This is a genomic window from Streptomyces sp. NPDC007907 (assembly GCF_042959365.1).
In the GTDB taxonomy this organism is placed as follows: domain Bacteria; phylum Actinomycetota; class Actinomycetes; order Streptomycetales; family Streptomycetaceae; genus Streptomyces; species Streptomyces indiaensis.
The window spans coordinates 53708-75528 of sequence record NZ_JBIBKR010000006.1 but is presented as its reverse complement, the minus strand read 5'-3'; the positions used below and the strand labels follow the sequence as shown (position 1 = coordinate 75528).

The 21821-nt window shown below is 72.8% G+C and carries 20 protein-coding genes; 13 read left to right on the top strand and 7 right to left on the bottom strand.

Annotated elements, in window-relative coordinates; translation table 11 throughout:
* Window positions 1-27: 27 nt before the first annotated feature.
* On the top strand, window positions 28-339 hold the full coding sequence (locus ACFZDI_RS24805; RefSeq protein ID WP_234846896.1) for a hypothetical protein: 312 nt from the start codon (window positions 28-30) through the stop codon (window positions 337-339).
* 95 nt (window positions 340-434) lie between these two features.
* On the opposite strand, the gene ACFZDI_RS24800 is transcribed toward ACFZDI_RS24805, so the two are convergent.
* The 3 genes from ACFZDI_RS24800 to ACFZDI_RS24790 all read right to left on the bottom strand — a co-directional run bounded on the left by ACFZDI_RS24800 (window position 435) and on the right by ACFZDI_RS24790 (window position 3910).
* Complete coding sequence (locus ACFZDI_RS24800) at window positions 435-1217, bottom strand: hypothetical protein (protein ID WP_391253332.1); 783 nt, start codon at window positions 1215-1217, stop codon at window positions 435-437.
* Window positions 1218-1490: 273 nt separating this feature from the next.
* A complete protein-coding gene (locus tag ACFZDI_RS24795) occupies window positions 1491-2711 on the bottom strand; it encodes an acetyl-CoA C-acetyltransferase (protein WP_234846898.1) in 1221 nt (406 codons plus the stop codon).
* Window positions 2712-2884: 173 nt separating this feature from the next.
* A complete protein-coding gene (locus ACFZDI_RS24790; RefSeq protein WP_391253329.1) occupies window positions 2885-3910 on the bottom strand; it encodes a GDSL-type esterase/lipase family protein in 1026 nt (341 codons plus the stop codon).
* 158 nt (window positions 3911-4068) lie between these two features.
* Here ACFZDI_RS24790 and ACFZDI_RS24785 point away from each other — a divergent pair, with 158 nt between their 5' ends.
* Entirely contained in the window at window positions 4069-5457 is a 1389-nt protein-coding gene (locus ACFZDI_RS24785; protein WP_234846900.1) for a cystathionine beta-synthase, read from the top strand.
* Window positions 5458-5797: 340 nt separating this feature from the next.
* Here ACFZDI_RS24785 and ACFZDI_RS24780 read toward each other — a convergent pair whose 3' ends face one another.
* Window positions 5798-6649 carry a helix-turn-helix domain-containing protein gene (locus ACFZDI_RS24780; protein ID WP_391253327.1) on the bottom strand — a complete coding sequence of 284 codons (852 nt, stop codon included), beginning with the start codon at window positions 6647-6649 and terminating at the stop codon, window positions 5798-5800.
* Between the two features lie 146 nt (window positions 6650-6795).
* Between ACFZDI_RS24780 and ACFZDI_RS24775 the strand changes: the two genes are divergently transcribed.
* Window positions 6796-7557 (top strand): SDR family NAD(P)-dependent oxidoreductase, encoded by a 762-nt coding sequence (locus tag ACFZDI_RS24775; protein WP_391253325.1) that lies wholly within the window; start codon window positions 6796-6798, stop codon window positions 7555-7557.
* A 19-nt stretch (window positions 7558-7576) separates the two neighbouring features.
* On the opposite strand, the gene ACFZDI_RS24770 is transcribed toward ACFZDI_RS24775, so the two are convergent.
* Window positions 7577-8002, bottom strand: a complete 426-nt coding sequence (locus tag ACFZDI_RS24770; RefSeq protein ID WP_234846930.1) for a hypothetical protein — start codon at window positions 8000-8002, stop codon at window positions 7577-7579.
* A gap of 174 nt (window positions 8003-8176) precedes the next feature.
* On the opposite strand from ACFZDI_RS24770, the gene ACFZDI_RS24765 reads away from it, so the two are divergent.
* Entirely contained in the window at window positions 8177-9019 is an 843-nt protein-coding gene (locus ACFZDI_RS24765; protein WP_234846903.1) for a MurR/RpiR family transcriptional regulator, read from the top strand.
* A gap of 90 nt (window positions 9020-9109) precedes the next feature.
* Entirely contained in the window at window positions 9110-9694 is a 585-nt protein-coding gene (locus ACFZDI_RS24760; RefSeq protein ID WP_391253323.1) for a hypothetical protein, read from the top strand.
* Window positions 9695-9868: 174 nt separating this feature from the next.
* Here ACFZDI_RS24760 and ACFZDI_RS24755 read toward each other — a convergent pair whose 3' ends face one another.
* Entirely contained in the window at window positions 9869-11242 is a 1374-nt protein-coding gene (locus tag ACFZDI_RS24755; protein WP_391253321.1) for a diaminopimelate decarboxylase, read from the bottom strand.
* A 128-nt stretch (window positions 11243-11370) separates the two neighbouring features.
* On the opposite strand from ACFZDI_RS24755, the gene hutU reads away from it, so the two are divergent.
* From hutU to hutI, 4 genes are read left to right on the top strand one after another with little or no spacing between them, the layout of a single operon-like run.
* Window positions 11371-13035, top strand: a complete 1665-nt coding sequence (gene hutU / locus ACFZDI_RS24750; RefSeq protein WP_234846906.1) for a urocanate hydratase — start codon at window positions 11371-11373, stop codon at window positions 13033-13035.
* Window positions 13036-13064: 29 nt separating this feature from the next.
* On the top strand, window positions 13065-14267 hold the full coding sequence (locus ACFZDI_RS24745) for an allantoate amidohydrolase (protein ID WP_391253885.1): 1203 nt from the start codon (window positions 13065-13067) through the stop codon (window positions 14265-14267).
* Window positions 14258-15610, top strand: coding sequence for a formimidoylglutamate deiminase (locus tag ACFZDI_RS24740; protein WP_391253319.1), 1353 nt, complete (start codon window positions 14258-14260; stop codon window positions 15608-15610). Before ACFZDI_RS24745 ends, ACFZDI_RS24740 begins: the two co-directional genes overlap by 10 nt.
* Complete coding sequence (gene hutI, locus ACFZDI_RS24735; protein WP_391253317.1) at window positions 15607-16902, top strand: imidazolonepropionase; 1296 nt, start codon at window positions 15607-15609, stop codon at window positions 16900-16902. The genes ACFZDI_RS24740 and hutI overlap by 4 nt, the downstream gene beginning before the upstream one ends.
* Window positions 16903-17195: 293 nt before the next feature.
* Here the strand turns inward: hutI and ACFZDI_RS24730 are convergent, their stop codons facing one another.
* On the bottom strand, window positions 17196-18110 hold the full coding sequence (locus tag ACFZDI_RS24730) for an RNA polymerase sigma factor SigF (protein ID WP_234846909.1): 915 nt from the start codon (window positions 18108-18110) through the stop codon (window positions 17196-17198).
* A 250-nt stretch (window positions 18111-18360) separates the two neighbouring features.
* Between ACFZDI_RS24730 and ACFZDI_RS24725 the strand changes: the two genes are divergently transcribed.
* The 4 genes from ACFZDI_RS24725 (at window position 18361) to ACFZDI_RS24710 (ending at window position 21800) form a co-directional block, all read left to right on the top strand.
* Window positions 18361-18738 (top strand): STAS domain-containing protein, encoded by a 378-nt coding sequence (locus ACFZDI_RS24725; protein WP_234846910.1) that lies wholly within the window; start codon window positions 18361-18363, stop codon window positions 18736-18738.
* A 243-nt stretch (window positions 18739-18981) separates the two neighbouring features.
* Window positions 18982-19536, top strand: a complete 555-nt coding sequence (locus tag ACFZDI_RS24720; protein WP_234846911.1) for an ATP-binding protein — start codon at window positions 18982-18984, stop codon at window positions 19534-19536.
* A 426-nt stretch (window positions 19537-19962) separates the two neighbouring features.
* Window positions 19963-20673, top strand: a complete 711-nt coding sequence (locus ACFZDI_RS24715; RefSeq protein WP_391253314.1) for an LPXTG cell wall anchor domain-containing protein — start codon at window positions 19963-19965, stop codon at window positions 20671-20673.
* 116 nt (window positions 20674-20789) lie between these two features.
* Window positions 20790-21800: a hypothetical protein gene (locus ACFZDI_RS24710; protein WP_391253312.1), complete on the top strand. Its 1011-nt coding sequence runs from the start codon at window positions 20790-20792 to the stop codon at window positions 21798-21800.
* Window positions 21801-21821: the final 21 nt, after the last annotated feature.

The window sequence follows — 21821 nt, the reverse complement described above, 5'->3', positions numbered from 1 at the left end:
TCCCGGTGCGACGCGTACGCTCGCGGCGTGGTTGATACGACGCCTCTGAGCCGTGCGGTGGAGCACTTCGCCGATCGATTGAGGGCCGCCCCCCAGAGCCGGTTGCAGCGGGGTGCTGCCGCCGAGGCCCTGGAGCTGGCCCGGGAGTTGGCCCGGAGGGCGCAGGCTCTCGAGGAGCCGGGCGTGGAGCCTCGGGAGATGCCGGATGCGGGGATGTTTGCGGCCGCAGATCAGATCACCGTGGCGGGGCACGATCTGGAGGTTGTGCTGTCCGGTGATGCGGACGTCGCTGAAGCGGTGCAGTTGGTGGAAGAAGCGCAGAAGCGGGCGGGTGTCTGAGCTTCCTGCCCGGGTGCGGGCCGTCATCGGTTGCTCGCGCCCACGCGGCGGAGCCGCATGTCGACACAGCCCCGCGCCCCTGGCGGGGCGTTCCACTACAGGGACGCGATGACCCGGTCCGCCAGGATGTAGACGTTCTCCTCGCCGCATTCGAACGTGAGGGTGTACGCGCCCGAGATGCCGGAGCCGCCCAGGAGGACCGGCGTGGCGCCGGCGCGGAGGGCCGCCGCGAGGTGCTCCGCCGTCTCCCGGTGGCCCGGGGTCATGCACAGGGTCGTGCCGTCGGCGAAGACGTAGACGTCCAGGGTGCCCAGCGGGCCGGGACGGACGTCCGTCAGCTCCACGCGGGCGGAGGCCAGCTCCTCCAGGGTGGCGACCGTGCGCTCGTGGTCGTTCACGGCCGGCGACTGGGCCGGCACGAAGTCCGGGTGGGAGGGGTGGCGACGGCGGGCCGCGGCCAGCTCCGGGGACTCCCCGAGCGGCTCCTCGGTGTCCGCGCCGTGCTCGGACACCGGCTCCAGACCCGCGAAATCGGCCTGCCGGGGCAGGAACAGGTCGTGGTCGGGCAGGCCCAGCATCGGGGGCGCCTCGGAGGCGTCACGGGCCTCCTGGGCGGCCCAGAACGCCCGCGCCTCGGCGAGTTCGCGCTCCCGCTCCTCGGCGAGCGCCGCCGCCACGGCGGCACGTATCTCATCGGTGTCGGCAGTGGTGCGGGCGGCGGGCAGCAGCGCACGGGTGGTGGCGGCGCGGCTCTCGGCCAGCGCGGTGTGCAGGGCCGCCACCTGGCGGCGCAGCTGCAGGACGGTGCGCAGGACGGCGACGCCCACGGCTCCCGTGGCGGCCGTGGTGACCAGCAACGCGATCGGCATGGCGCTCACTGACGTACTCCCGGTTCAAAGTCGACCCCCGACTTCCTACATCAGCTTGAAGGGCGGACTAACCAGCTGTCAGTGCGTAACGTCACGAAACGGACAGGGCTTCGGTGTCGGGGGAGGCGGTGTGGCTACTGTGACCTGCTCTTCTTGCCTGGCGCAGGGAGATAGGTCACATCCTGGGGGAGATTGGATCACAAAGCAGCCCGGAACCCTGTTGTTTCCAGGGTTCCGGGCCGGGAGCTCACAGCGGGTGCTATGGCGGCTACGGCCTGCCGCTCAGCTGAGGCGCTCGATGACCATGGCCATGCCCTGGCCGCCGCCGACGCACATCGTCTCCAGACCGAACTGCTTGTCGTGGAACTGGAGGGAGTTGATGAGCGTGGTGGCGATGCGGGCGCCGGTCATGCCGAAGGGGTGGCCGACGGCGATGGCGCCGCCGTTGACGTTCAGCTTCTCCAGCGGGATGCCCAGGTCGCGGTAGGAGGGGATCACCTGCGCGGCGAAGGCCTCGTTGATCTCGACCAGGTCGATGTCGCCGATGGTCAGGCCGGCGCGCTTGAGGGCCTGGTTGCTCGCCTCGACCGGGCCGAGGCCCATGATCTCGGGGGAGAGGCCGGAGACTCCCGTCGACACGATGCGGGCGAGCGGGGTGAGGCCCAGCTCGCGGGCCTTGGTGTCGGACATGATCACGAGGGCGGCGGCGCCGTCGTTCAGCGGGCAGCAGTTGGCGGCCGTGACCATGCCGTCGGGGCGGAACACGGGCTTCAGGCCCTGCACGCCCTCCAGGGTGACGCCGGCGCGGGGGCCGTCGTCCTTGGTGACGACCGTGCCGTCGGGCAGGGTCACCGGGGTGATCTCGCGCTCCCAGAAGCCGTTCTTGATGGCTTCCTCGGCGAGGTTCTGCGAGCGGACGCCGAACTCGTCCATGTCCTGGCGGGTGACGCCCTTGAGGCGCGCCAGGTTCTCGGCGGTCTGGCCCATCGCGATGTACGGGTCGGGCAGCAGGCCGTCCTCGCGCGGGTCGTGCCAGGTCGAGCCCTCGGACTCGGCGACCGCGGCGGTACGGGCCTCGGCGTCCGCGAACAGCGGGTTGTGCGTGTCCGGGAGGCTGTCGGAGTTGCCCTTGACGTAACGGGAGACCGTCTCGACGCCGGCCGAGATGAAGACGTCGCCCTCACCGGCCTTGATGGCGTGCAGGGCCATCCGGGAGGTCTGGAGAGAGGAGGAGCAGTACCGGGTGACGGTGCAGCCCGGCAGGTGGTCCATGCCCATCTGCACGGCGACGACGCGGCCGAGGTTGTGGCCCTGCTCGCCGCCGGGCAGACCGCAGCCGAGCATCAGGTCGTCGATGTCCCTCGGGTCCAGCTCGGGGACCTTGGCCAGGGCGGCCTGGATGATCGTGGCGGTCAGGTCGTCCGGCCGCATGTCCTTCAGGGAGCCCTTGAAGGCGCGGCCGATGGGGGAGCGGGCGGCTGAGACGATCACGGCTTCGGGCATCACGGCTCCATTGACGTACCGGGTGGTCTGGCGGGCTCACTGGGAAGTTACCCGTACGTAGGGGCTGGGTCACGGGTGTCGCGGTGTGACCCTGACCGCAGTTTCCAAGCGCTTGCTTTTTCTCGCTGCCCGGCCGGCTGCCCGGCTCCCTCCTCAGCTCTTCTCGGCTCTCCTCAGCTCGACGGCGTCGCGGGGGCCGGCTCCTGCTCGGGTACCCGCCGGCGCCGCCGCCGCTTCAGCAGGGCCCAGGGGCCGCGCGGCCCGCTCGGCATCGCCGCCGCGACCTCCGTGCCCGCCTCCGAGGCGGCCTCCGCCGCCGCCCGTGCCACCGGCAGGAAGCCCTCGCGGCGCGAGGCGTCCGGGCGCTCCTCCTCGGCGGGCCACAGCCCCAGGGAGGCGCAGACGGTCGGCAGGACCGCCATCGCCGCCGTCGCGTAGCCCTCGGCCGACGGGTGGTAGCTGTCCGGGCCGAACAGCTCGCGCGGGTTCTCGGCGAACTCCGGGCCCAGCAGGTCGCCCAGCGACACGGTGCGGCCGCCCTGCTCGACGACTCCGATCGTCTGGGCGGCCGCCAGCTGGCGTGAGGCCCGCCGGGCCAGCCAGCGCAACGGCTGCCGCACCGGCTCGATCGTGCCCAGGTCGGGGCAGGTGCCGACCACGACCTCCGCGCCGGCCGTGCGCAGCCGCCGGACCGCCGAGGACAGACAGCGCACCGAGCGGGTCGCCGGCATGCGGTGGGTGACGTCGTTCGCCCCGACCATGATCACGCAGATGTCGGGCACGGGGCCGGGACCGGCCAGCACCAGGGCCACCTGCCGGTCCAGGTCGTCCGAGCATGCCCCTGGGGTCGCCACCGTGCGCAGCTCCACCGGGCGCTCCGCCAGCGCCGCGAGCCCCGACGCCAGCAGCGCCCCCGGTGTCTGCCCGCCCCGGTGCACGCCCTGGCCCGCGGCCGTGGAGTCACCCAGCATCGTCAGCCTCAGCGCGGTCCCGCCCGGACCGGTGTACGTACGGCCGTACAGCCCGTCCGCGTGCGGCACACGAGGGGACGTGCCGTTGCCCACCCGGCGCCGCGCCAGCTGCACCTCGGCCAGCACCAGCCCCAGTGCCGCCGCCCCGGCCAGACCGACCCCGCCGCCGCCATAAGCCGCGCCGGCCGCGATCCGCCGGGCCACCCTCGCCCTCGACATGCTCGTCATGCGTCGCCGCCACCTCCTCGAACCCGTACACCCAGTGCTTGCCCCGTACAGCCCGTCGTCCAATCGCAACCGGGAGTGAACGACCGTCACGGACCACGGGGAGGTCATAGGCTGGCGGCACCATCAGGATCACTTCTTTGCGGCATCCGGAGACAACGGTGCAATTCCACGACTCGATGATCAGCCTCGTCGGCAACACCCCGCTGGTGAAGCTCAACAGCGTGACCAAGGGCATCAGGGCGACCGTCCTGGCCAAGGTGGAGTACTTCAACCCCGGCGGTTCGGTGAAGGACCGCATCGCCCTGCGCATGATCGAGGCGGCGGAGGAGAGCGGCGCGCTCAAGCCCGGCGGCACGATCGTCGAGCCGACCAGCGGCAACACCGGCGTCGGGCTCGCCATCGTGGCGCAGCAGAAGGGGTACAAGTGCATCTTCGTGTGCCCCGACAAGGTGAGCACCGACAAGATCAACGTGCTGCGCGCCTACGGTGCCGAGGTCGTGGTCTGCCCGACGGCCGTCGACCCCGAGCACCCGGACTCGTACTACAACGTCTCCGACCGGCTGGTCCGTGAGACGCCGGGCGCCTGGAAGCCCGACCAGTACTCCAACCCCAACAACCCGCTCTCCCACTACCACTCGACCGGCCCGGAGCTGTGGGAGCAGACGGAGGGGAAGATCACCCACTTCGTGGCGGGCGTGGGCACCGGCGGCACCATCTCCGGGACCGGCCGCTACCTCAAGGAGATCAGCGACGGCTCCGTGAGGGTCGTCGGCGCGGACCCCGAGGGCTCCGTCTACTCCGGCGGCTCCGGCCGTCCGTACCTCGTCGAGGGCGTCGGTGAGGACTTCTGGCCGACCGCCTACGACCGCACCGTCGCGGACGAGATCGTCGCCGTGTCCGACAAGGACTCCTTCCAGATGACCCGCCGCCTCGCCAAGGAGGAGGGCCTGCTGGTCGGCGGCTCCTGCGGCATGGCGGTCGTCGCCGCGCTGGAGGTCGCCGAGCGGCTCGGCCCGGACGACGTCGTGGTGGTCCTGCTGCCGGACAGCGGCCGCGGCTACCTCAGCAAGATCTTCAACGACGAGTGGATGGCCGACTACGGCTTCCTGGAGGACACCGGACCGAGCGCCCGCGTCGCCGACGTCCTGAACGACAAGGAGGGCGACCGCATGCCCTCCCTCGTCCACATGCACCCGGAGGAGACGGTCGGTCAGGCCATCGACGTGCTGCGCGAGTACGGCGTCTCGCAGATGCCCGTCGTCAAGCCGGGCGCCGGCCACCCCGACGTGATGGCCGCCGAGGTCGTCGGCTCGGTCGTGGAACGCGAGCTGCTGGACGCGCTGTTCAGCAAGAACGCCTCGCTCGACGACCCGCTGGAGAAGCACATGTCCGCGCCGCTGCCCCAGGTCGGCTCCGGCGAGCCGGTCGCGGACCTGATGGCCGTGCTGGGCAAGGCGGACGCGGCGATCGTCCTCGTCGAGGGCAAGCCGACCGGTGTGGTCAGCCGGCAGGACCTGCTGTCCTTCCTCGCCCGCACGGGGAAGTGACGGCCGACCCCCGCTGAACCGCCCGTGAACCGGGCCGACTTGCGACGTCCGTGATCTTCGCGGACTTCGCGCAACCGGTACGCGGGTGTCACGTTCGCGCAGCACCCGCTTAACACGCGTCCTGCACATTGGTGGATGTCGGCAAGGGCGGGAGCGGCTCCCCGTCCGAACCGGCGCCGAACGGCGTCAAGGACCTCCGGAGCGGCTCCCGGACCTCCACGGACGCCATGGACGCGTACGCCCGGCCCTGACCGGGCCCGCGTCCTTCGCGGGGACCGCCGTCGTCCCGCCCCCCGTTCACGGGGGTGCGGCGGTCCCCGCGCACCTCACTCACACGGCGTCAGCCCGTCCCGCTCGTCGCCCAGCTCCCCAGCAGCGCCAGGCGCTCCGCCGTCTGCGAACCCGGCTCCGGCGTGTACGCCACGATCGTCTGGTCCGGGGCGGCCGGGATCGTCAGGGTCTCGTAGGGGAGGGTCAGCAGACCCGCGACCGGGTGCCGCAGGAGCTTCACGCCGTGGTCGCAGGGCTTGACCAGGTGGTCGGCCCACAGATGGCGGAACCGCTCGCTGGCCCGGGACAGTTGCGCGACGAGCTCCGCCGTGGCGGGGTCGCCCGGGTGGTGGCCCGCCTGCAGCCGCAGATGCGCGACCATCTGGGCGGTGACGTCGTCCCAGTCCGGGTAGAGCTCGCGCGCCTCCGGGTCGAGGAACAGACGCCGCGGCAGGCTGAGGTCGCCCGGGCCGCCGAAGCCGAGCACGGCGTCGGCGAGGGCGTTCCAGGCGAGCACCTCCATACGGTGGTCCAGGACGTAGGCCGGGCTGCGGTCCATGCCGTCCAGCAGCAGCCGCACACCCGGCCGCACCCGGGACGCGGCCGGCCCGGGCCCGTCCTGCCGCCGGGGCCGGGCCACCGCCCTCAGATACGCCTGCTCGGCCTCGTCCAGCCGCAGCACCCGCGCGATCGCGTCCAGCACGGCGTCCGACACGCCCCCGGACCTGGTCCGGGACGGGTCCCCGGGACCCCGGGACTGTTCGAGGCGGACGTAGTAGTCGACGCTGACCCCGGCCAGCTGCGCCACCTCCTCACGGCGCAGACCCGGGACGCGGCGGCGGCCGTACGACGGCAGCCCCACCTCCTCCGGCCGGATCCGGGCGCGGCGCGAGCGCAGGAAGTCTCCCAGTTCTCCGTCCATGGGCCCCGAGCCTAGGCCGTCCGGGCCCGGCGAACCTGGTACCGGCAGACCCAGGAAAAGCGCTGCCCTGGGTAGGGCGGCCGAAGCCGCCGAGGGTGGTGTCCGAGGCCGGGGAGACGCCCCGGCCGCCACCGAGGGGGTATCCCATGTCGTACGACAACCTGGCCGGCCGCACTGCCGTCGTCACCGGAGCCGCGAGCGGGATCGGCGAGGCCGTCGCCGTACTGCTGGCCGCTCGGGGAGCCCGGGTGGCGCTGGTGGCCCGGCGTGCGGAACGGCTGACGGCGATCGCCGGGAAGATCCGGGCCGACGGCGGACAGGCCCTGGCCGTCGCCGCCGACGTCACCGACGAGACGTCCGTCGCGGACGCCGCCGACCGCGTCCACGCCGAGTACGGGACCGTCGACCTCGTCGTGAACTGCGCCGGCGTGATGCTGCCGCACCCCGTCGACGCCCGGCGCGCCGACGAGTGGCAGCGGATGCTCGACACCAACGTCGCCGGGGTGCTGCGCATGATCGGCGCCTTCACCGGCGACCTGGTGGACGCCGCAGCGAGCGGCCGTGCGGCCGACATCGTCAACATCTCGTCCATCGCCGCGCACGTCAGCTTCCCGAACTACGCGGTGTACGGCGCGACCAAGGCGGCCGTCACCTATCTGTCGGAAGCCCTGCGCGGGGAGTTCGGGCCCCGGGACGTCCGGGTCACCAACATCGAACCCGGCTTCGTCGAGAGCGAGCTGCGCACCCACATCGCCGACGCGGAACTGTCCCGGCAGGTCGAGGGCATGCTCGACGCGGTGGGCGCGCTGTCCGCCGAGGAGCTGGCCGACCTGGTGGCCTACGTGACGAGCCGGCCCCGCCGGGTCAATCTGCGCCAGATCGTCGCGCTGCCCACCCGGCAGGTCTGAGACGGGCGGGGCGGGGCGCTCAGTCCTCCCACTCACCGCTCCGGGAGGACGCACGCCGGCGTCCGAAGAGGTCCGGGTTGCTGCGGGCCGCCTGGACGAGGTTGACGCCGACGATGCCCGCCCAGGCGACCAGCATGCCGGGCAGCCGGGCCACGCCGCCGCCGATCGCGGACAGCGGCACCGCGAGGACCAGGGAGACGATCCCGAACCCGAACCGCTCGCCCCAGGAGTCGGTGGCCCGCGGCGCCCGCGAGTCCCGGGCCGTCTGCATCTGCTGCTCGGCGAGCTGGCGCCGCACCCGGCGTTCCACCGCGCTGTCGATGCGCTGGTCGACCTTCTCCAGGAACGACTCGACCAGCGCCGACTCGTACTCCTCGCCGAGGTCCCTGCGGGCGTGCAGGGTGGCGTCGAGTTCCTTCTTCAGTTCGGTGTCCCGCGCGTCCATTCCCGTCATGCGCCCCACCGTAGAAAGCGCCGCCGCGGGCCGCACTGGGGTTAGCCCCCCTGTTCCCCCAGGGGTCTGCCGGTCCGGGCCCCCGCCGCCCACCGGTCCGGCTTGCCGCTCTGCATATGCTCATGCAGAATCCTCAGCTACTGAATAGGCGAGGGGGAGCACGTCATGAGCGTGACCGACAGCCCTGCCGCGCGGCTGCAGGCCCTGTTCGAGGGCCACCGGCTGACGCCGACCCAGCGGCGCATCGCGCACAGCATGGTGCGGCGCGCCGCCGACGTGCCGTTCCTGTCGAGCGTGGAGCTCGCCGAACTGGCCGGGGTCAGCCAGCCGTCCGTCACCCGCTTCGCCGTCGCCCTCGGCTTCGACGGCTACCCCGCCCTGCGTCGCCACCTGCGCGAGGTCGCCCCCGCCGAACCGGCCGAGGAGGCCGGGGTCCACAACGAGTACCAGCAGGCCGTCGAGGCCGAGATCGCGAACCTGCGGCACCTGGCGGAGGCACTGGCCGACCCCGCGCCCGTGCAGCGCGCGGGACGCCTCCTGGCGGCCTCCCGCCCGCTCCTCGTCCTGGGCCTGCGGGCCGCCGCCGCCCAGGCACACGGCTTCGCCTACTTCGCCGCCAAGGTCCACCCCGACGTACGGCTGCTCGGCGAGGGCGGCACCATGCTCCAGGACCGCATCGACGCCGCCGTCCGGGCCGGGGCGAGCGCACTGCTCTGTTTCGCCCTGCCCCGGCACCCCCGCGAGGTCGTCGACACCCTCGGCTACGCCCGGGAGGCCGGGCTGACCGTCGTCACGGTCGCCGACTCCGCGTTCGCACCCGTCGCCAAGGTCTCCGACCTGCTGCTGCCCGCCGCCGTCGGCACCGGCCTCGCCTTCGACACGGCCTGTGCGCCGATGCTGCTCGGCCGGGTCCTGCTGGAGGCGATGTGCGACGACCTGCCACAGGCGCAGTCCCGTCTGGAGGAGTTCGACGCGAAGGCGGCGGCGCGGGGCCTGTTCGTCGACTGACGGCACGCCGCGCGGCTTCTCAGATTCGTCTCACATTGCGTCGCTACCCTACGGCTCCCCAAGGCTTCGGAGACCGGACGGAGGCTGGACGTGACGCGTGGAGGACAGGGACTGGCCCGGGTGGCCGTCGTCGTACGGGCGGGGGCGGCCCCGCTGTGGTGGCTGGGCGTGCTCGCGACGGGCATCGGCCTGCTCGCACCGGGCCTGACGGGACGCCGGATCGGGGTCCTGGCCGGAGCGGCCCTCTTCGTCCTGGCGGTGGCCGTCGTGGGCGCCGTCCGCCGCAAGCGCTACGTGGCCCTGGCCGCCTCCGCGTCCCGGGCCGGGAAGCACGACGTTCTCCAGGACCGCGCGGTCACCGTGCGCAACTGGCGTCGCGAACACCGCTGGTGGCTCCTCCTCGCCTTCCTCGCCGCCCTGGGCAGCGCCTTCGCCACCCCTGCGGCCGGGGGGATGCTCCTGGCCGGCTGCGGCGTGGGCCTGTGGCTGAAGTCGGCCTGGCTGGGCCGCCGGGAGCGGGACGGCGACGCGCTGCTGTGGGTCCGCGTGGACTGGCTGCGCGGGGGAGCGGCCCACCCGGCCGGCAAGCAGGTGAAGGCGTACCGCAGCACGGGCATCGCGGCCGGCGACGCGGCACCGGGAGGCGCACGGAGGAAAACGCCGACGCTCGTGTGATCGAGCAGCGGCGCAATGCCCCAGAGGCGCGGAGAACCGCGCGACCGGCCGCGACGCACCGCGGCCGGCACCGTGGGCCAACCCTCTGCGCTGGTGTGAATCGGCAGTGGTGGGCCCGCCCCGAGGGGCGCGGGGAACTGCGCGACCGGCCGCGACGCACCCGAGGCCGGGAACCTACGGAACCTCCCACGGTGCTCGCGTCAGTGCATCGGCCTCCGCCCCACCCGACTCGGCTACGACCTCCTCCAATGTCTGCGCCCGCCGCACCACCGCGAACCTCCCGCCCGGCCCGAACCCGTACACCCCTGGCCGGACCAGCGAGTTGTACCCGTAGTGGTGTGCGAAGTAGTACGCCCCGGTGTCCAGCGCCGCCGCGTAGTCCCCCTGCTCCAGCAGCGGCATGGACCGCCCCTGCGCCAGCAGGTCCCCCGCGAAACAGGCCGGCCCCGCGACGTCCTGCACCACCACCGGCCCGTCCTTCGGCCGCCCCTTCGCGTCGTACGCGGAGATCCGCAACGGCCAGCTCTCCGGCGCGTACACCGTCCGCGCGGCCACCTGCACCCCGGCGTGCGTCACCGCCACCGCCCGCCCGCCGGAGGCCTTCGCGTACTCGACCCGCGCCACCACCGTCCCGTGCTTCGCCAGCAGTGACCGCCCGAACTCGGTGACCAGCCCGTACCTTCCGTCGAACAGCCCCGGCACCTGATCGGCCAGCAGCCGCGCGTACCGCGCGTACGTCGGGGTCGTCTCCTCGGACGCGAAGTTCACCGGCAGGCCGCCGCCGATGTCGAGCGTGTCGACCTGCTGCCGCCCGGCCCGCCGGTTGATCTCCTCCGCCAGGGCGTAGATCTCCGCCACGCCCCGTGCCATCAGGGCCGGCGGGACGCCCTGGGACCCGGTGTGCGCGTGCAGCCGGGTCAGCCACGGCCGGTCCAGATACGCCTGGACGACCCACTCCCGGGCGCCCTCGTCGCGCAGCGCCACCCCGAACTTCGAGGTGGCCGTCGCCGTGGACAACGCCTCGATGGAGCCGCCGCCCACCTGCGGATTCACCCGGATTCCCAGAGGCGAGCGGCTCGTCCCCGGCCCGATCAGGGCGTCGATGCGGTCCAGCTCCTGCGGATTGTCCGCGTTGACGGCGATGCCCAGGGCCAGCGCCTCGCGCAGTTCGGCCGGCGTCTTCGCGGGCGAGTCCAGCACCGTCATGGCCGAGGGCACCCCCGCGGCCCGCGCCAGCGCCAGCTCACCCGGGCTCGCGACCTCCGCGCCCACGCCCTCCTCGCGCAGCAGCCGCAGGACCGGCACCAGCGGGGTCGCCTTCACCGCGAAGGCGTGCAGCACGGGCGTGCCCGGCGCCACCACCGCCTCGAACGCCGCCCGCAGCTCCGCCGCCGACTCCCGGATGCCGGTGACGTCCAGCAGTCCGACGACGGGACTGTCCGGCCCGAGCAGCCCCTGCTCGACGGCGGCCCGCACCGCCTCGTCCCGCCGGGCCGCCCGCCCGGCCCCGGTGTCGCCCGCCGCTGCCGCCTCGATGTGTGCGCCCATGCATCCAGCCAAACATCCCCGGCACCGCCGCGCCGAAGCCCCGACGTATTGACTAGCTCTATTCATCAGTCCAGGATGTGAATAGAAGCAGCAACATTCCGCCGGGAGCACCCACCAGGAGGCAGACCATGTCAGGACCCCGCCCCGTCCGAGCGCCGCGCGGCACGGAACCGAGCGCCCTGGGATGGCAGCAGGAAGCCGCCCTGCGGATGCTGCAGAACAACCTCGACCCCGAGGTCGCCGAGCACCCCGACAAGCTCGTCGTCTACGGCGGCACCGGCAAGGCCGCCCGCGACTGGCGCTCCTTCGACGCCATGGTGCGCACCCTGAAGGGCCTCAAGCAGGACGAGACCATGCTGGTCCAGTCCGGCCGCCCGGTCGGGGTCATGCAGACCCACGAGTGGGCCCCGCGCGTCCTCATCGCCAACTCCAACCTCGTCGGCGACTGGGCCAACTGGGAGGAGTTCCGCCGCCTGGAACACCTCGGCCTGACCATGTACGGCCAGATGACGGCCGGCTCCTGGATCTACATCGGCACCCAGGGCATCCTCCAGGGCACCTACGAGACCTTCGCCGCCGTCGCCGCGAAGAAGTTCGGCGGGACCCTGGCCGGCACCATCACCCTGACCGCCGGTCTCGGCGGCATGGGCGGCGCCCAGCCGCTCGCCGTCACGATGAACGACGGTGTGGCGATCTGCATCGACTGCGACCCGCGCGCCATCGAGCGCCGCATCGAGCACCGCTACCTCGACGTGAAGGCCGACTCCCTCGACCACGCCCTCAAGCTGGCGACCGAGGCGCGCGACGCCCGCCGCCCCCTGTCCATCGGCGTCCTCGGCAACGCCGCCGAACTGGTCCCGCAGCTGCTCGCCATGGGCGCGCCCATCGACATCGTCACCGACCAGACCTCCGCCCACGACCCCCTGGCCTACCTGCCGCTGGGCACCGCCTTCGAGGACATGGCCGACGCCGCCGCCAAGGACCCGGCCGGCTTCACCACCCGGGCGCGCGAGTCCATGGCCCGGCACGTGGAGGCCATGGTCGGCTTCATGGACGCCGGCGCCGAGGTCTTCGACTACGGCAACTCCATCCGCGGTGAGGCCCAGCTCGCCGGGTACGACCGGGCCTTCGCCTTCCCCGGCTTCGTCCCCGCCTACATCCGCCCGCTGTTCTGCGAGGGCAAGGGGCCCTTCCGCTGGGCCGCCCTGTCCGGCGAGGCCTCCGACATCGCCAAGACCGACAAGGCGATCCTCGACCTCTTCCCGGAGAACGAGTCCCTGGCCCGCTGGATCAAGATGGCCGGCGAACGCGTCCACTTCCAGGGCCTGCCCGCCCGCATCTGCTGGCTCGGCTATGGCGAGCGCGACAAGGCCGGTGAGCGGTTCAACGACATGGTCGCGAGCGGGGAGCTGGCCGCGCCGGTCGTCATCGGCCGCGACCACCTCGACTGCGGTTCCGTCGCGTCCCCCTACCGGGAGACCGAGGCCATGCTCGACGGATCCGACGCGATCGCCGACTGGCCGCTGCTGAACGCCATGGTGAACGTCGCCTCCGGCGCGTCCTGGGTGTCGATCCACCACGGCGGCGGCGTCGGCATGGGCCGCTCCATCCACGCCGGGCAGGTCACGGTGGCCGACGGCACGGCACTCGCGGGCGAGAAGATCCGCCGGGTGCTCACCAACGACCCCGGCATGGGCGTCATCCGGCACGTCGACGCCGGGTACGACATCGCCGAGTCGGTGGCGGGGGAGCGGGGCGTCCGCGTCCCCATGCGCGAGGGTGACCCGGCGTGACCCAGGACACCGGCGGCTCCTTCCACCAGATGTGGCGCGAGCTGCTCCCCCTCGGCCGGCACCCCGACTCCGGCGGCTACCGCCGGTTCGCCTGGAGCGGCGTCGACGGCGACTGCCGGGCCTGGTTCGAGGACCAGGCCACCGCCCGCGGGCTGCGCTACGAGCTCGACCGGAACGGCAACCAGTGGGCCTGGCTCGGGGACCCCGTCGAGGGCGACGCCGTCGTCACCGGATCACACCTGGACTCCGTGCCCGACGGCGGCGCCTTCGACGGCCCCCTCGGCGTCGTGTCCGCCTTCGCCGCCCTGGACGAGCTGCGCGGCAGGGACGCCCGCTTCGAGCGGCCCCTCGCCATCGTGAACTTCGGTGACGAGGAGGGCGCCCGGTTCGGGCTCGCCTGCGTCGGGTCCCGGCTCACCGCCGGCCAGCTCACCCGCGAACAGGCGCACCGGCTCACCGACGGCGACGGCGTGACCCTGCCCCGGGCCATGGAGGCGGCCGGATACGACCCGGACGCCATCGGCCCGGACCCCGAACGGCTCGCCCGCATCGGTGCCTTCGTCGAACTGCACGTCGAGCAGGGCCGCGCCCTCGACCTGTCCGGCGACCGGGTCGGCATCGCCAGCGCCATCTGGCCGCACGGCCGCTGGCGGTTCGACTTCCGCGGCGAGGCCAACCACGCCGGCACCACCCGTCTCGCCGACCGCCACGACCCCATGCTGTCCTACGCCGAGACCGTCCTCGCCGCCCGCCGCGAGGCCGAACTCGCCGGGGCCGTCGCCACCTTCGGCAAGATCGCCGTCGAGCCCAACGGCGTCAACGCCATCCCCTCCCTGGTGCGCGGCTGGCTCGACTCCCGGGCCGAGGACCAGGCGAGCCTCGACACCGTCGTCGGCGGTATCGAGAAGGCGGCCCGCAGCTACGCGGACGCGCACGGCGTCGACCTCGACATCGTCCGTGAGTCCTTCACGCCCGTCGTCGAGTTCGACCATGCCCTGCGCGACGAACTGGCCCGCATCCTCGGCACGGACACCGGCCTCAGGGTCCCCGTCCTCGGCACCGGCGCCGGCCACGACGCCGGGATCCTGTCCGGGAGCATCCCGACCGCCATGCTGTTCGTGCGCAACCCCACCGGCGTCTCCCACTCACCGGCCGAGTCCGCGAGCGAGGACGACTGCGTGGCCGGGGTACTCGCACTCGCCGACGTACTGGAAGGACTGGCGTGCAGGTGACGACAGCAGCCCCGCGGACGTACTGGCTGGAGCACGCCTGGCTCGGTACCCAGGTGGAACCGGGAGTGGTGCTGGAGGTCGCCGACGGCCGCATCACCGCCGTCCGCACCGGCGTCCCCGCCCCGCCGCCCGGCGCCGAGGTCCTGCGCGGACTTACCCTGCCCGGCCTGGCCAACGCCCACAGCCACGCCTTCCACCGCGCCCTGCGCGGCACCGTCCAGGTCGGCTCCGGCACCTTCTGGACCTGGCGCGAGGTCATGTACGCCACGGCCGCCCGCCTCACCCCGGACCGCTACCACGCCCTCGCCCGCGCGGTGTACGCCGAGATGGCCCTGGCCGGCATCACGGCCGTCGGCGAGTTCCACTACGTCCACCACGCCCCCGGCGGCACCCCCTACGCCGACCCCAACGCCATGGGCGAGGCCCTCATCGCCGCCGCCGCCGAAGCCGGGATCCGCATCACCCTTCTCGACACCGCCTACCTCTCCTCCGGCTTCGGGCAACCGCCCACCACCCACCAGCTCCGCTTCTCCGACGGGGACGCCGAGGCCTGGGCCGCACGCTCTTCACTTCTCAAGGAACGGGATCACGCACGGATCGGCGCGGCGATCCACTCCGTACGGGCCGTGCCCGCCGACCAGTTGGCGACCGTCGCGCAGTGGGCCGAGGAGCGGCGGGCACCGCTCCATGTGCACCTGTCCGAACAGACCGCGGAGAACGAGGCCTGCCGGGAGATCCACGGCTGCACCCCGGCCCAGCTCCTCGCCCTGCACGGCGTCCTCGGACCGCGCACCACCGGTGTCCACAACACCCACCTCACCGCCGAGGACATCTCCCTCATCGGCGGCAGCGGCACCGGCACCTGCATGTGCCCGACCACCGAGCGGGACCTCGCGGACGGCATCGGTCCGGCCGTCGCCCTGCAGAACGAAGGCTCGCCGCTCAGCCTCGGCTCCGACAGCCACGCCGTGATCGACCTGCTCGAAGAGGCCCGGGCCATGGAGCTGAACGAGCGGCTGCGCACCCGTACCCGAGGTCACTGGACGGCGGCGGCCCTCCTGCGGGCGGCCTCGGAGGACGGCCACTCAGCCCTCGGCTGGGACGAGGCGGGCACCCTGGAGGCCGGCGCGCTCGCCGACTTCACCACCCTCGCCCTCGACTCGGTCAGGACGGCAGGGCCGCTTCCGCGGCTCGGGGCCGAGACGGCCGTATTCGCCGCGTCGGCAGCGGACGTGTCGCATACGGTCGTGGCAGGGCGGCACGTCGTACGGGACGGGGCCCACCGCCTCGTGCCGGACGTGCCGCGAGCCCTCGCGGACGCCGTCGAAGACCTGCGCGGATGACCGCGGGCCGCCCGCACGGGCGGCCCGCCTCCGCCCCCGAACCCGCCCACACCGCCGACCAGGCCACCAAGGACGCCATGAGCAACGCGACTACCGTCAGCCCCGCCCACTCCGCGAGCACCGCCAGCACGCTCATCACCAACATCGCCAGCCTGGTCACCAACGACCCCTCCCTCGGTGACGGTTCCCCCCTCGGACTGGTCCGGGACGCGGCCGTCGTCATCGAAGGCGACCGCGTCGTGTGGACCGGTGATCAAAGCAAAGCACCCGCCACTGACAATCGGGTCGACGCCGAAGGCCGGGCGGTCCTGCCCGGCTTCGTGGACTCCCACTCCCACCTCGTCTTCGCGGGCGACCGGACGCAGGAGTTCAACGCCCGCATGTCCGGGCGTCCCTACAGCGCGGGCGGCATCCGCACCACGGTCGCGGCGACGCGGGCGGCGAGCGACGCGGAACTCGAGGCCAACGTCACCCGTTACCTCGCCGAAGCCCTCCGCCAGGGCACCACGACCTTCGAGACCAAGTCCGGCTACGGCCTGACCGTCGAGGACGAGGCCCGCGCCCTGCGCATCGCCGCCGCCCACACCGACGAGGTCACCTACCTCGGCGCCCACATCGTCCCGCCGGACCACGCCGAGGACCCGGCCGGCTATGTCGCCCTCGTCACCGGCGAGATGCTCGACGCCTGCGCCCCGCACGCCCGCTGGATCGACGTCTTCTGCGAGAAGGGCGCCTTCGACGGCGACCAGGCCCGCGCGATCCTCACCGCGGGCAAGGCGAAGGGCCTGCACCCCCGCATCCACGCCAACCAGCTGTCCTACGGCCCCGGCGTGCAGCTCGCGGTCGAGCTCGACGCGGCCAGCGCCGACCACTGCACCCACCTCACCGACGCGGACGTGGACGCCCTGGCCGCCGGCCGCACGGTCGCCACCCTGCTGCCCGGCGCCGAGTTCTCCACGCGGGCCCAGTGGCCGGACGCGCGGCGGCTGCTGGACGCGGGCGTCACCGTCGCGCTGTCCACGGACTGCAACCCCGGCTCGTCCTTCACCTCGTCGGTCCCGTTCTGCGTCGCGCTGGCCGTACGGGACATGGGGATGACCCCGGACGAGGCCGTGTGGTCCGCCACGGCGGGCGGCGCGGCGGCCCTGCGGCGGGACGACGTCGGCCGCCTCACCCCGGGCGCGTACGCGGACCTGACGCTCCTCGACGCCCCGAGCCACGTCCACCTGGCCTACCGGCCCGGCGTCCCCCTGGTCAGCGGGGTGTGGCGACGCGGAGTACGCGTGGTGTGATCACCGTCCGGTGAGAACGGGGTGCCGCGCCGGCGGTCGACGGGCGTCACCGGAGGGCGGGGCGGATGTTGAGGCACTGGCCGGCACCACTCGTGGTGAACGTGCTTCTCGGAATACCGGGCGTGGTGCCGTTCCGGCTGCTGTGGCACCTCGTGGTCGGCTGGGCGGCGCCGATCCTCAACTCCTGAGCCGGTCCTCAACTTTGTGAAGGACCGCCGCCGGTCACGGTGGCACGCGCCCGGGGGCGGGCCGTGCGGCCCGCCCCCGAGGGACACGTTCACCCGGGGTGAGGATCACTCCTCGACGGTCAGCCCCTTGCGCAGCCGTACCAGCGTCCGCGACAGCAGACGCGAGACGTGCATCTGCGAGATGCCGAGCTCCTCGCCGATCTCCGACTGGGTCATGCCCGCGACGAACCGCAGGGACAGGATCTTCCGGTCGCGCGGCGGCAGTTCGGCGATCAGCGGCTTCAACGACTCGACGTACTCGATGCCTTCGAGCCCGTGGTCCTCGTAGCCGATGCGGTCCGCGAGCGCGCCCTCGGAGTCGTCCTCCTCCGGCTGGGCGTCCAGCGAGGAGGCGGTGTAGGCGTTCGACGCCGCCATGCCCTCGACGACCTCGTCGTTGGAGATGCCGAGGCGCTCGGCCAGCTCGGCCACCGTGGGGGCGCGGTCGAGCTTCTGGGCCAGCTCGTCACCGGCCTTGGCCAGGTCGAGCCGCAGCTCCTGGAGCCGCCGCGGAACGCGCACGGACCACGAGGTGTCGCGGAAGAAGCGCTTGATCTCGCCGACGATGGTCGGCATCGCGAACGTGGGGAATTCCACACCGCGGCTCAGCTCGAAGCGGTCGATCGCCTTGATCAGGCCGATGGTGCCGACCTGGATGATGTCCTCCATCGGCTCGCTGCGGGAGCGGAACCGGGAGGCGGCGAACTTGACCAGTGCGAGGTTCAGTTCGACGAGAGTGTTGCGGACGTACGAGTACTCGTGCGTGCCTTCCTCCAGCGTCTCCAGACGCTCGAAGAGGGTCCGGGACAGCGCCCGGGCGTCGACCGCGTCGACTTCCTCGTACGGGGGGATGTCCGGAAGTCCGGAGAGAAGGCCGTCCTGTGTGACGAGCATCTCGACCTGCTCGATGGGATCTAGATGTTCCGGAGGGGGTGTCGACGTCGCTTTGTGGGTACGCGATTCGTCGAGCCGGGGTGACATGATGTCCTCCATCGTTCTCGGCATAAGGCTGCCGGAGCCGTTAGGTGCACTGCGGTGTGCGGCGCCTCCAAAGCCGGCCGTGTCGGGTACGTGTCCTTACTAGGCCTACCCGCTTTCCGGAGCCCACCGCAAGTGCGTTCTGTGGTCATATGTCCGTTTGTGTGTAGTTGTTCGGGTGTCGGACCGTGTGGGGAAGGCGTAGTGTTCGAGTGCGTCAGCAACCACCTCGACGTCGGGAGAGAGAGACGGCATGGACCGCGGGACGGTCGGCAGCGCACAGTCTGGCCGGCTTCTGGTGGAGGTGCGGGAAGAGGGCTCTAGCGCCGTCGTGACCCCGGCGGGTGAGTTGGATCACCACACCGCCGATCTGTTGCGTGAGCCACTCGAGGACTGCCTCGCCAAGGGATTCAAGCGCCTGGTCATCGATTGCACGCGCCTGGAGTTCTGTGACTCCACGGGCCTCAACGTGCTCCTCGGGGCACGGCTGAAGGCGGAGGCCGCCGGTGGCGGCGTCGCCCTCGCCGGTATGCAGCCGGTGGTGGCGCGCGTGTTCGAGATCACGGGTGCGGATGCGGTCTTCAGCGTCCATGATTCGCTCGAGGCGGCCCTGGCCGACGAGTCGGGCTGACCGGCGGTGCGTCGGCGCGCGGTGCCTCGGCGGCCCCTCTGTGACCGGTGTCGCGGTTCCGTCACGTCTTTCGTGCGGAATGCATGGGTGTTCACCCGGTCCCCCAGGGCAGGAGACATCCTGAACCCGTCGGGCACCGCGGTGGCAGAGGTGCCGCGAAACCGACATGCCGCGCACTGCGTGACGGACGGTGTAGTGATTTCTTTGAATCGTGAACTGGTGAATCGGTGAGGTGAAGCGCTGATGAGCACCACCCGGCCCTACCCGCCGGGCGACCGCGGGCCGGAGCCCAGCGGCGCTTCCGGGGCGTCCGAGGGTGGCGTAGCGGCGGCCGGCGCGTCCGGTGAGGGCGCGGGAGCGTCGTCCGGGGCCGCGGCGCCGCCGGGGGGCCCGCAGGTGCGCCGGCTGAGCTTCGAGGACGAGAGCGGTGTCGTTCCGCTGGCCCGCGACTTCACCCGCCAGGCGCTGTACGCGTGGGGCTGGCTGCCCGCCGCCTCCGCCGATCAGCGGGCCGCCGCCGAGGACGTGCTCCTCGTCGTCTCCGAGCTGGTCACCAACGCCTGCCTGCATGCCGGGGGACCGGACCAGCTGCGGATCAGCTGCGACAACAAGGTCATCCGCGTGGAGGTCACCGACAAGGGCACCGGCCAGCCGGCACCCCGCAATCCGCACCGCGCGGGGCGTCCGGGCGGCCATGGCATGTTCATCGTCCAGCGGCTGTGTCTGGACTGGGGCGTCGTCCGCACGCCGGGACTCTCCGGCAAGACGGTGTGGGCGGAACTGGGCGCGCCTGCGTGATTCCGGGGGTCCGTGTGCGATCGGGGCGACCGGCCTGACCGCGGAGTACCCGGCCTGATCCGGGTGCACCCCGGGATCCGCGCGTACCGGTCTGATCTTGACGCGCCCCGGTCATCTCGGCGTGCTGATCTGACCTCGGCGTATCCGTCTTATTCTTGACGCCCCCCGGTGATCTCGGCGTACTGCTGATCTTGGCGCGCCCGGATGATCTCGGCGTACCCGGCTCTGTTCGGCCGGTCCGGGATGCGTCCGAACGGGTGACGCCCTCCCTCGGGCTCCGCCCCGCGTCTTCCTTCCATGCCTCACTCGCCGCACCGCGGCTCCGCACAGATCCGGCGTGCGCCGTCTCTTCCCTCCTCAAGGCCCCGGGCGTACCTTGACGGCCCTATCTGATACGCCGTCAGGAACAGGAAGGGGAGCGGCACCGTGTCGTACCGGAAACGAACCGCCGCGCTCGCGTCCGCCGCGGCCCTGGCCGGCTCGGCGGTGTGGATGGCCGCCCCCGTCGCCCGGGCCGAGGTCGTCGACGTGAACTACCAGTGCAAGACGCCGATCGGCGACAAGAGTGCCGTCTCCCCCATCGACATCAAGAGCACCAAGCGCGGCGACGGCTACCGGATCACCATGTCCTGGCAGAAGGGCGTCTCCTCCAGCCCGGTCGAACTGGGCAAGGGCGCGATGACCCCGAGCGCCACCGTCGCCCTGGGCGGCGCCGACAGCGGCACACTCTCGGTCACCGGCCCCGCCAACGACGCCGCGATCCCGGCCAACACGCCCATCAAGATCAGCGACCTGAGCGGCACCTACGTGCCGAAGAAGAGCGGCGAGGTCACCTTCACGGCCGGCGTGCTCACCATCAAGGCGCTCGGCACGACGACCACCTGCACCCCGACGAACGATCCGGGCCCGTCCCTCACCCTCGACGTCACGGCCGCGAGCGGCGGCGGCACCTCGGGATCCGCCCCGGGCGGCGGCAGCGGCGGTTCCGGCGCGGACACCGGCGGCGGCCTTCCGCAGACCGGCCCGGAGGACTCGGCCATCGCTCTCGGCACCCTCGGCGGCACGGTCCTGCTCGCCGGAGCGGCGGGCACTCTGTGGCTGACCCGGCGTCACCGGGCGACGCAGGCCGGCCGTTGACAGGAACGCGCGCCCCTCCTGGCAGGCACACAGCCGAGCGCGTGACCGCCAAAGCCGCCACGGAAGCGCCCCTTCCGGCACGCACACCGCCGAGCGCACGACCGCTGGAGCCGCCCATGCCGCTCGCCGTCCGCGTCCCGAATCCCTCTCTTCCCTCCGTCCGTCTCGCACTGCCGTTTCTGCTGGCGCTGCTGCTGGTCCTCGGGGGTTCCGGGCCCGCCGGGGCCGTGGACCGGCCCGTCGTCGAGCTGTCCAAGACCCAGGCGGGCACGGGCGGTTCGGTCACCGTCCGCGGCAGCGGCTGGCGGCCCCGGACCCTGCTGACCCTGCTCGTGTGCGGGCAGGCCGAGCCGAAGCGGGGGGTGACCGGCGGCACCAACACCTGCGCCAACGCCGACGGCCGGGCCGTCACCACCGGCGCCGACGGGCGTTTCCGCCGCGCACTGCCCGTCGTGGAGCCGCCCGTGCCGTGCCCCTGCGTGGTGCACGTGGCGACCGTGACGGGAGCCGCCGCCGAGGCCGACGCGGCCCTTCAGGTCGCCGGGCACGCGGTCGAGCCGCTCCCCGCGGAAGCGGCCGGCGGACGGCTGTCCCTGCTCGCCGACACGCGGCTGCGCGGCTCCGGCGGCCTGCTCACCTGGTTCGGCTCCCCGCCTGCCCGGACCCTCGTGGTCACCGTCGGCAACGTCGGCACGTCCCCGGTGAAGAACCCGGTCTTCCAGGTCGGCACCGCGCACGGTGTGTACGCCCCCGAGTGGCAGGACCAGCGCTGGCGCGGCACGATCCGGCCCGGCGGCACGGCCCGCATCGAGCTGCCCGTGGAACTCGGGGCCGGGGCGCACGGCGACTACACGGTGTCCCTGAAGTACGGCGGCAAGGTGCTCGCCGAGCACCCCTGGGGCGTGGGCCGCCCCTGGGGCGTGACCCTGTTCTGGGGCCTCGTCCTGCTGGTCGTACCGGCGGCGCTGTTCCGCGCGGGGCTGGCTGTGATCGACCACGTACGGCCCCGCCGTCCCGGCCACGCGGCCCGCCCGGCCCGCCGGGTGCGGATGCCGGTGGCCCGCCGGGCCTCCGCCGAGCCCTGGTTCGCCCCGGACGCCGACCCTCCGCGATCGTCCGGGACATGAGGAAGGGCCGCCGCACCGGGG

What these genes read in the sequence shown, in the direction of transcription:
- ACFZDI_RS24795 (WP_234846898.1), bottom strand. Translation starts at nt 2,711, where the DNA reads ATGCCCGAAGCCGTGATCGTCTCAGCCGCCCGCTCCCCCATCGGCCGC.
- ACFZDI_RS24790 (WP_391253329.1), bottom strand. Translation starts at nt 3,910, where the DNA reads ATGACGAGCATGTCGAGGGCGAGGGTGGCCCGGCGGATCGCGGCCGGC.
- ACFZDI_RS24780 (WP_391253327.1), bottom strand. Translation starts at nt 6,649, where the DNA reads ATGGACGGAGAACTGGGAGACTTCCTGCGCTCGCGCCGCGCCCGGATC.
- ACFZDI_RS24775 (WP_391253325.1), top strand. Translation starts at nt 6,796, where the DNA reads ATGTCGTACGACAACCTGGCCGGCCGCACTGCCGTCGTCACCGGAGCC.
- ACFZDI_RS24770 (WP_234846930.1), bottom strand. Translation starts at nt 8,002, where the DNA reads ATGGACGCGCGGGACACCGAACTGAAGAAGGAACTCGACGCCACCCTG.
- ACFZDI_RS24765 (WP_234846903.1), top strand. Translation starts at nt 8,177, where the DNA reads ATGAGCGTGACCGACAGCCCTGCCGCGCGGCTGCAGGCCCTGTTCGAG.
- ACFZDI_RS24755 (WP_391253321.1), bottom strand. Translation starts at nt 11,242, where the DNA reads ATGGGCGCACACATCGAGGCGGCAGCGGCGGGCGACACCGGGGCCGGG.
- hutU (WP_234846906.1), top strand. Translation starts at nt 11,371, where the DNA reads ATGTCAGGACCCCGCCCCGTCCGAGCGCCGCGCGGCACGGAACCGAGC.
- ACFZDI_RS24745 (WP_391253885.1), top strand. Translation starts at nt 13,065, where the DNA reads ATGTGGCGCGAGCTGCTCCCCCTCGGCCGGCACCCCGACTCCGGCGGC.
- hutI (WP_391253317.1), top strand. Translation starts at nt 15,607, where the DNA reads ATGACCGCGGGCCGCCCGCACGGGCGGCCCGCCTCCGCCCCCGAACCC.
- ACFZDI_RS24730 (WP_234846909.1), bottom strand. Translation starts at nt 18,110, where the DNA reads ATGTCACCCCGGCTCGACGAATCGCGTACCCACAAAGCGACGTCGACA.
- ACFZDI_RS24725 (WP_234846910.1), top strand. Translation starts at nt 18,361, where the DNA reads ATGGACCGCGGGACGGTCGGCAGCGCACAGTCTGGCCGGCTTCTGGTG.
- ACFZDI_RS24720 (WP_234846911.1), top strand. Translation starts at nt 18,982, where the DNA reads ATGAGCACCACCCGGCCCTACCCGCCGGGCGACCGCGGGCCGGAGCCC.
- ACFZDI_RS24710 (WP_391253312.1), top strand. Translation starts at nt 20,790, where the DNA reads ATGCCGCTCGCCGTCCGCGTCCCGAATCCCTCTCTTCCCTCCGTCCGT.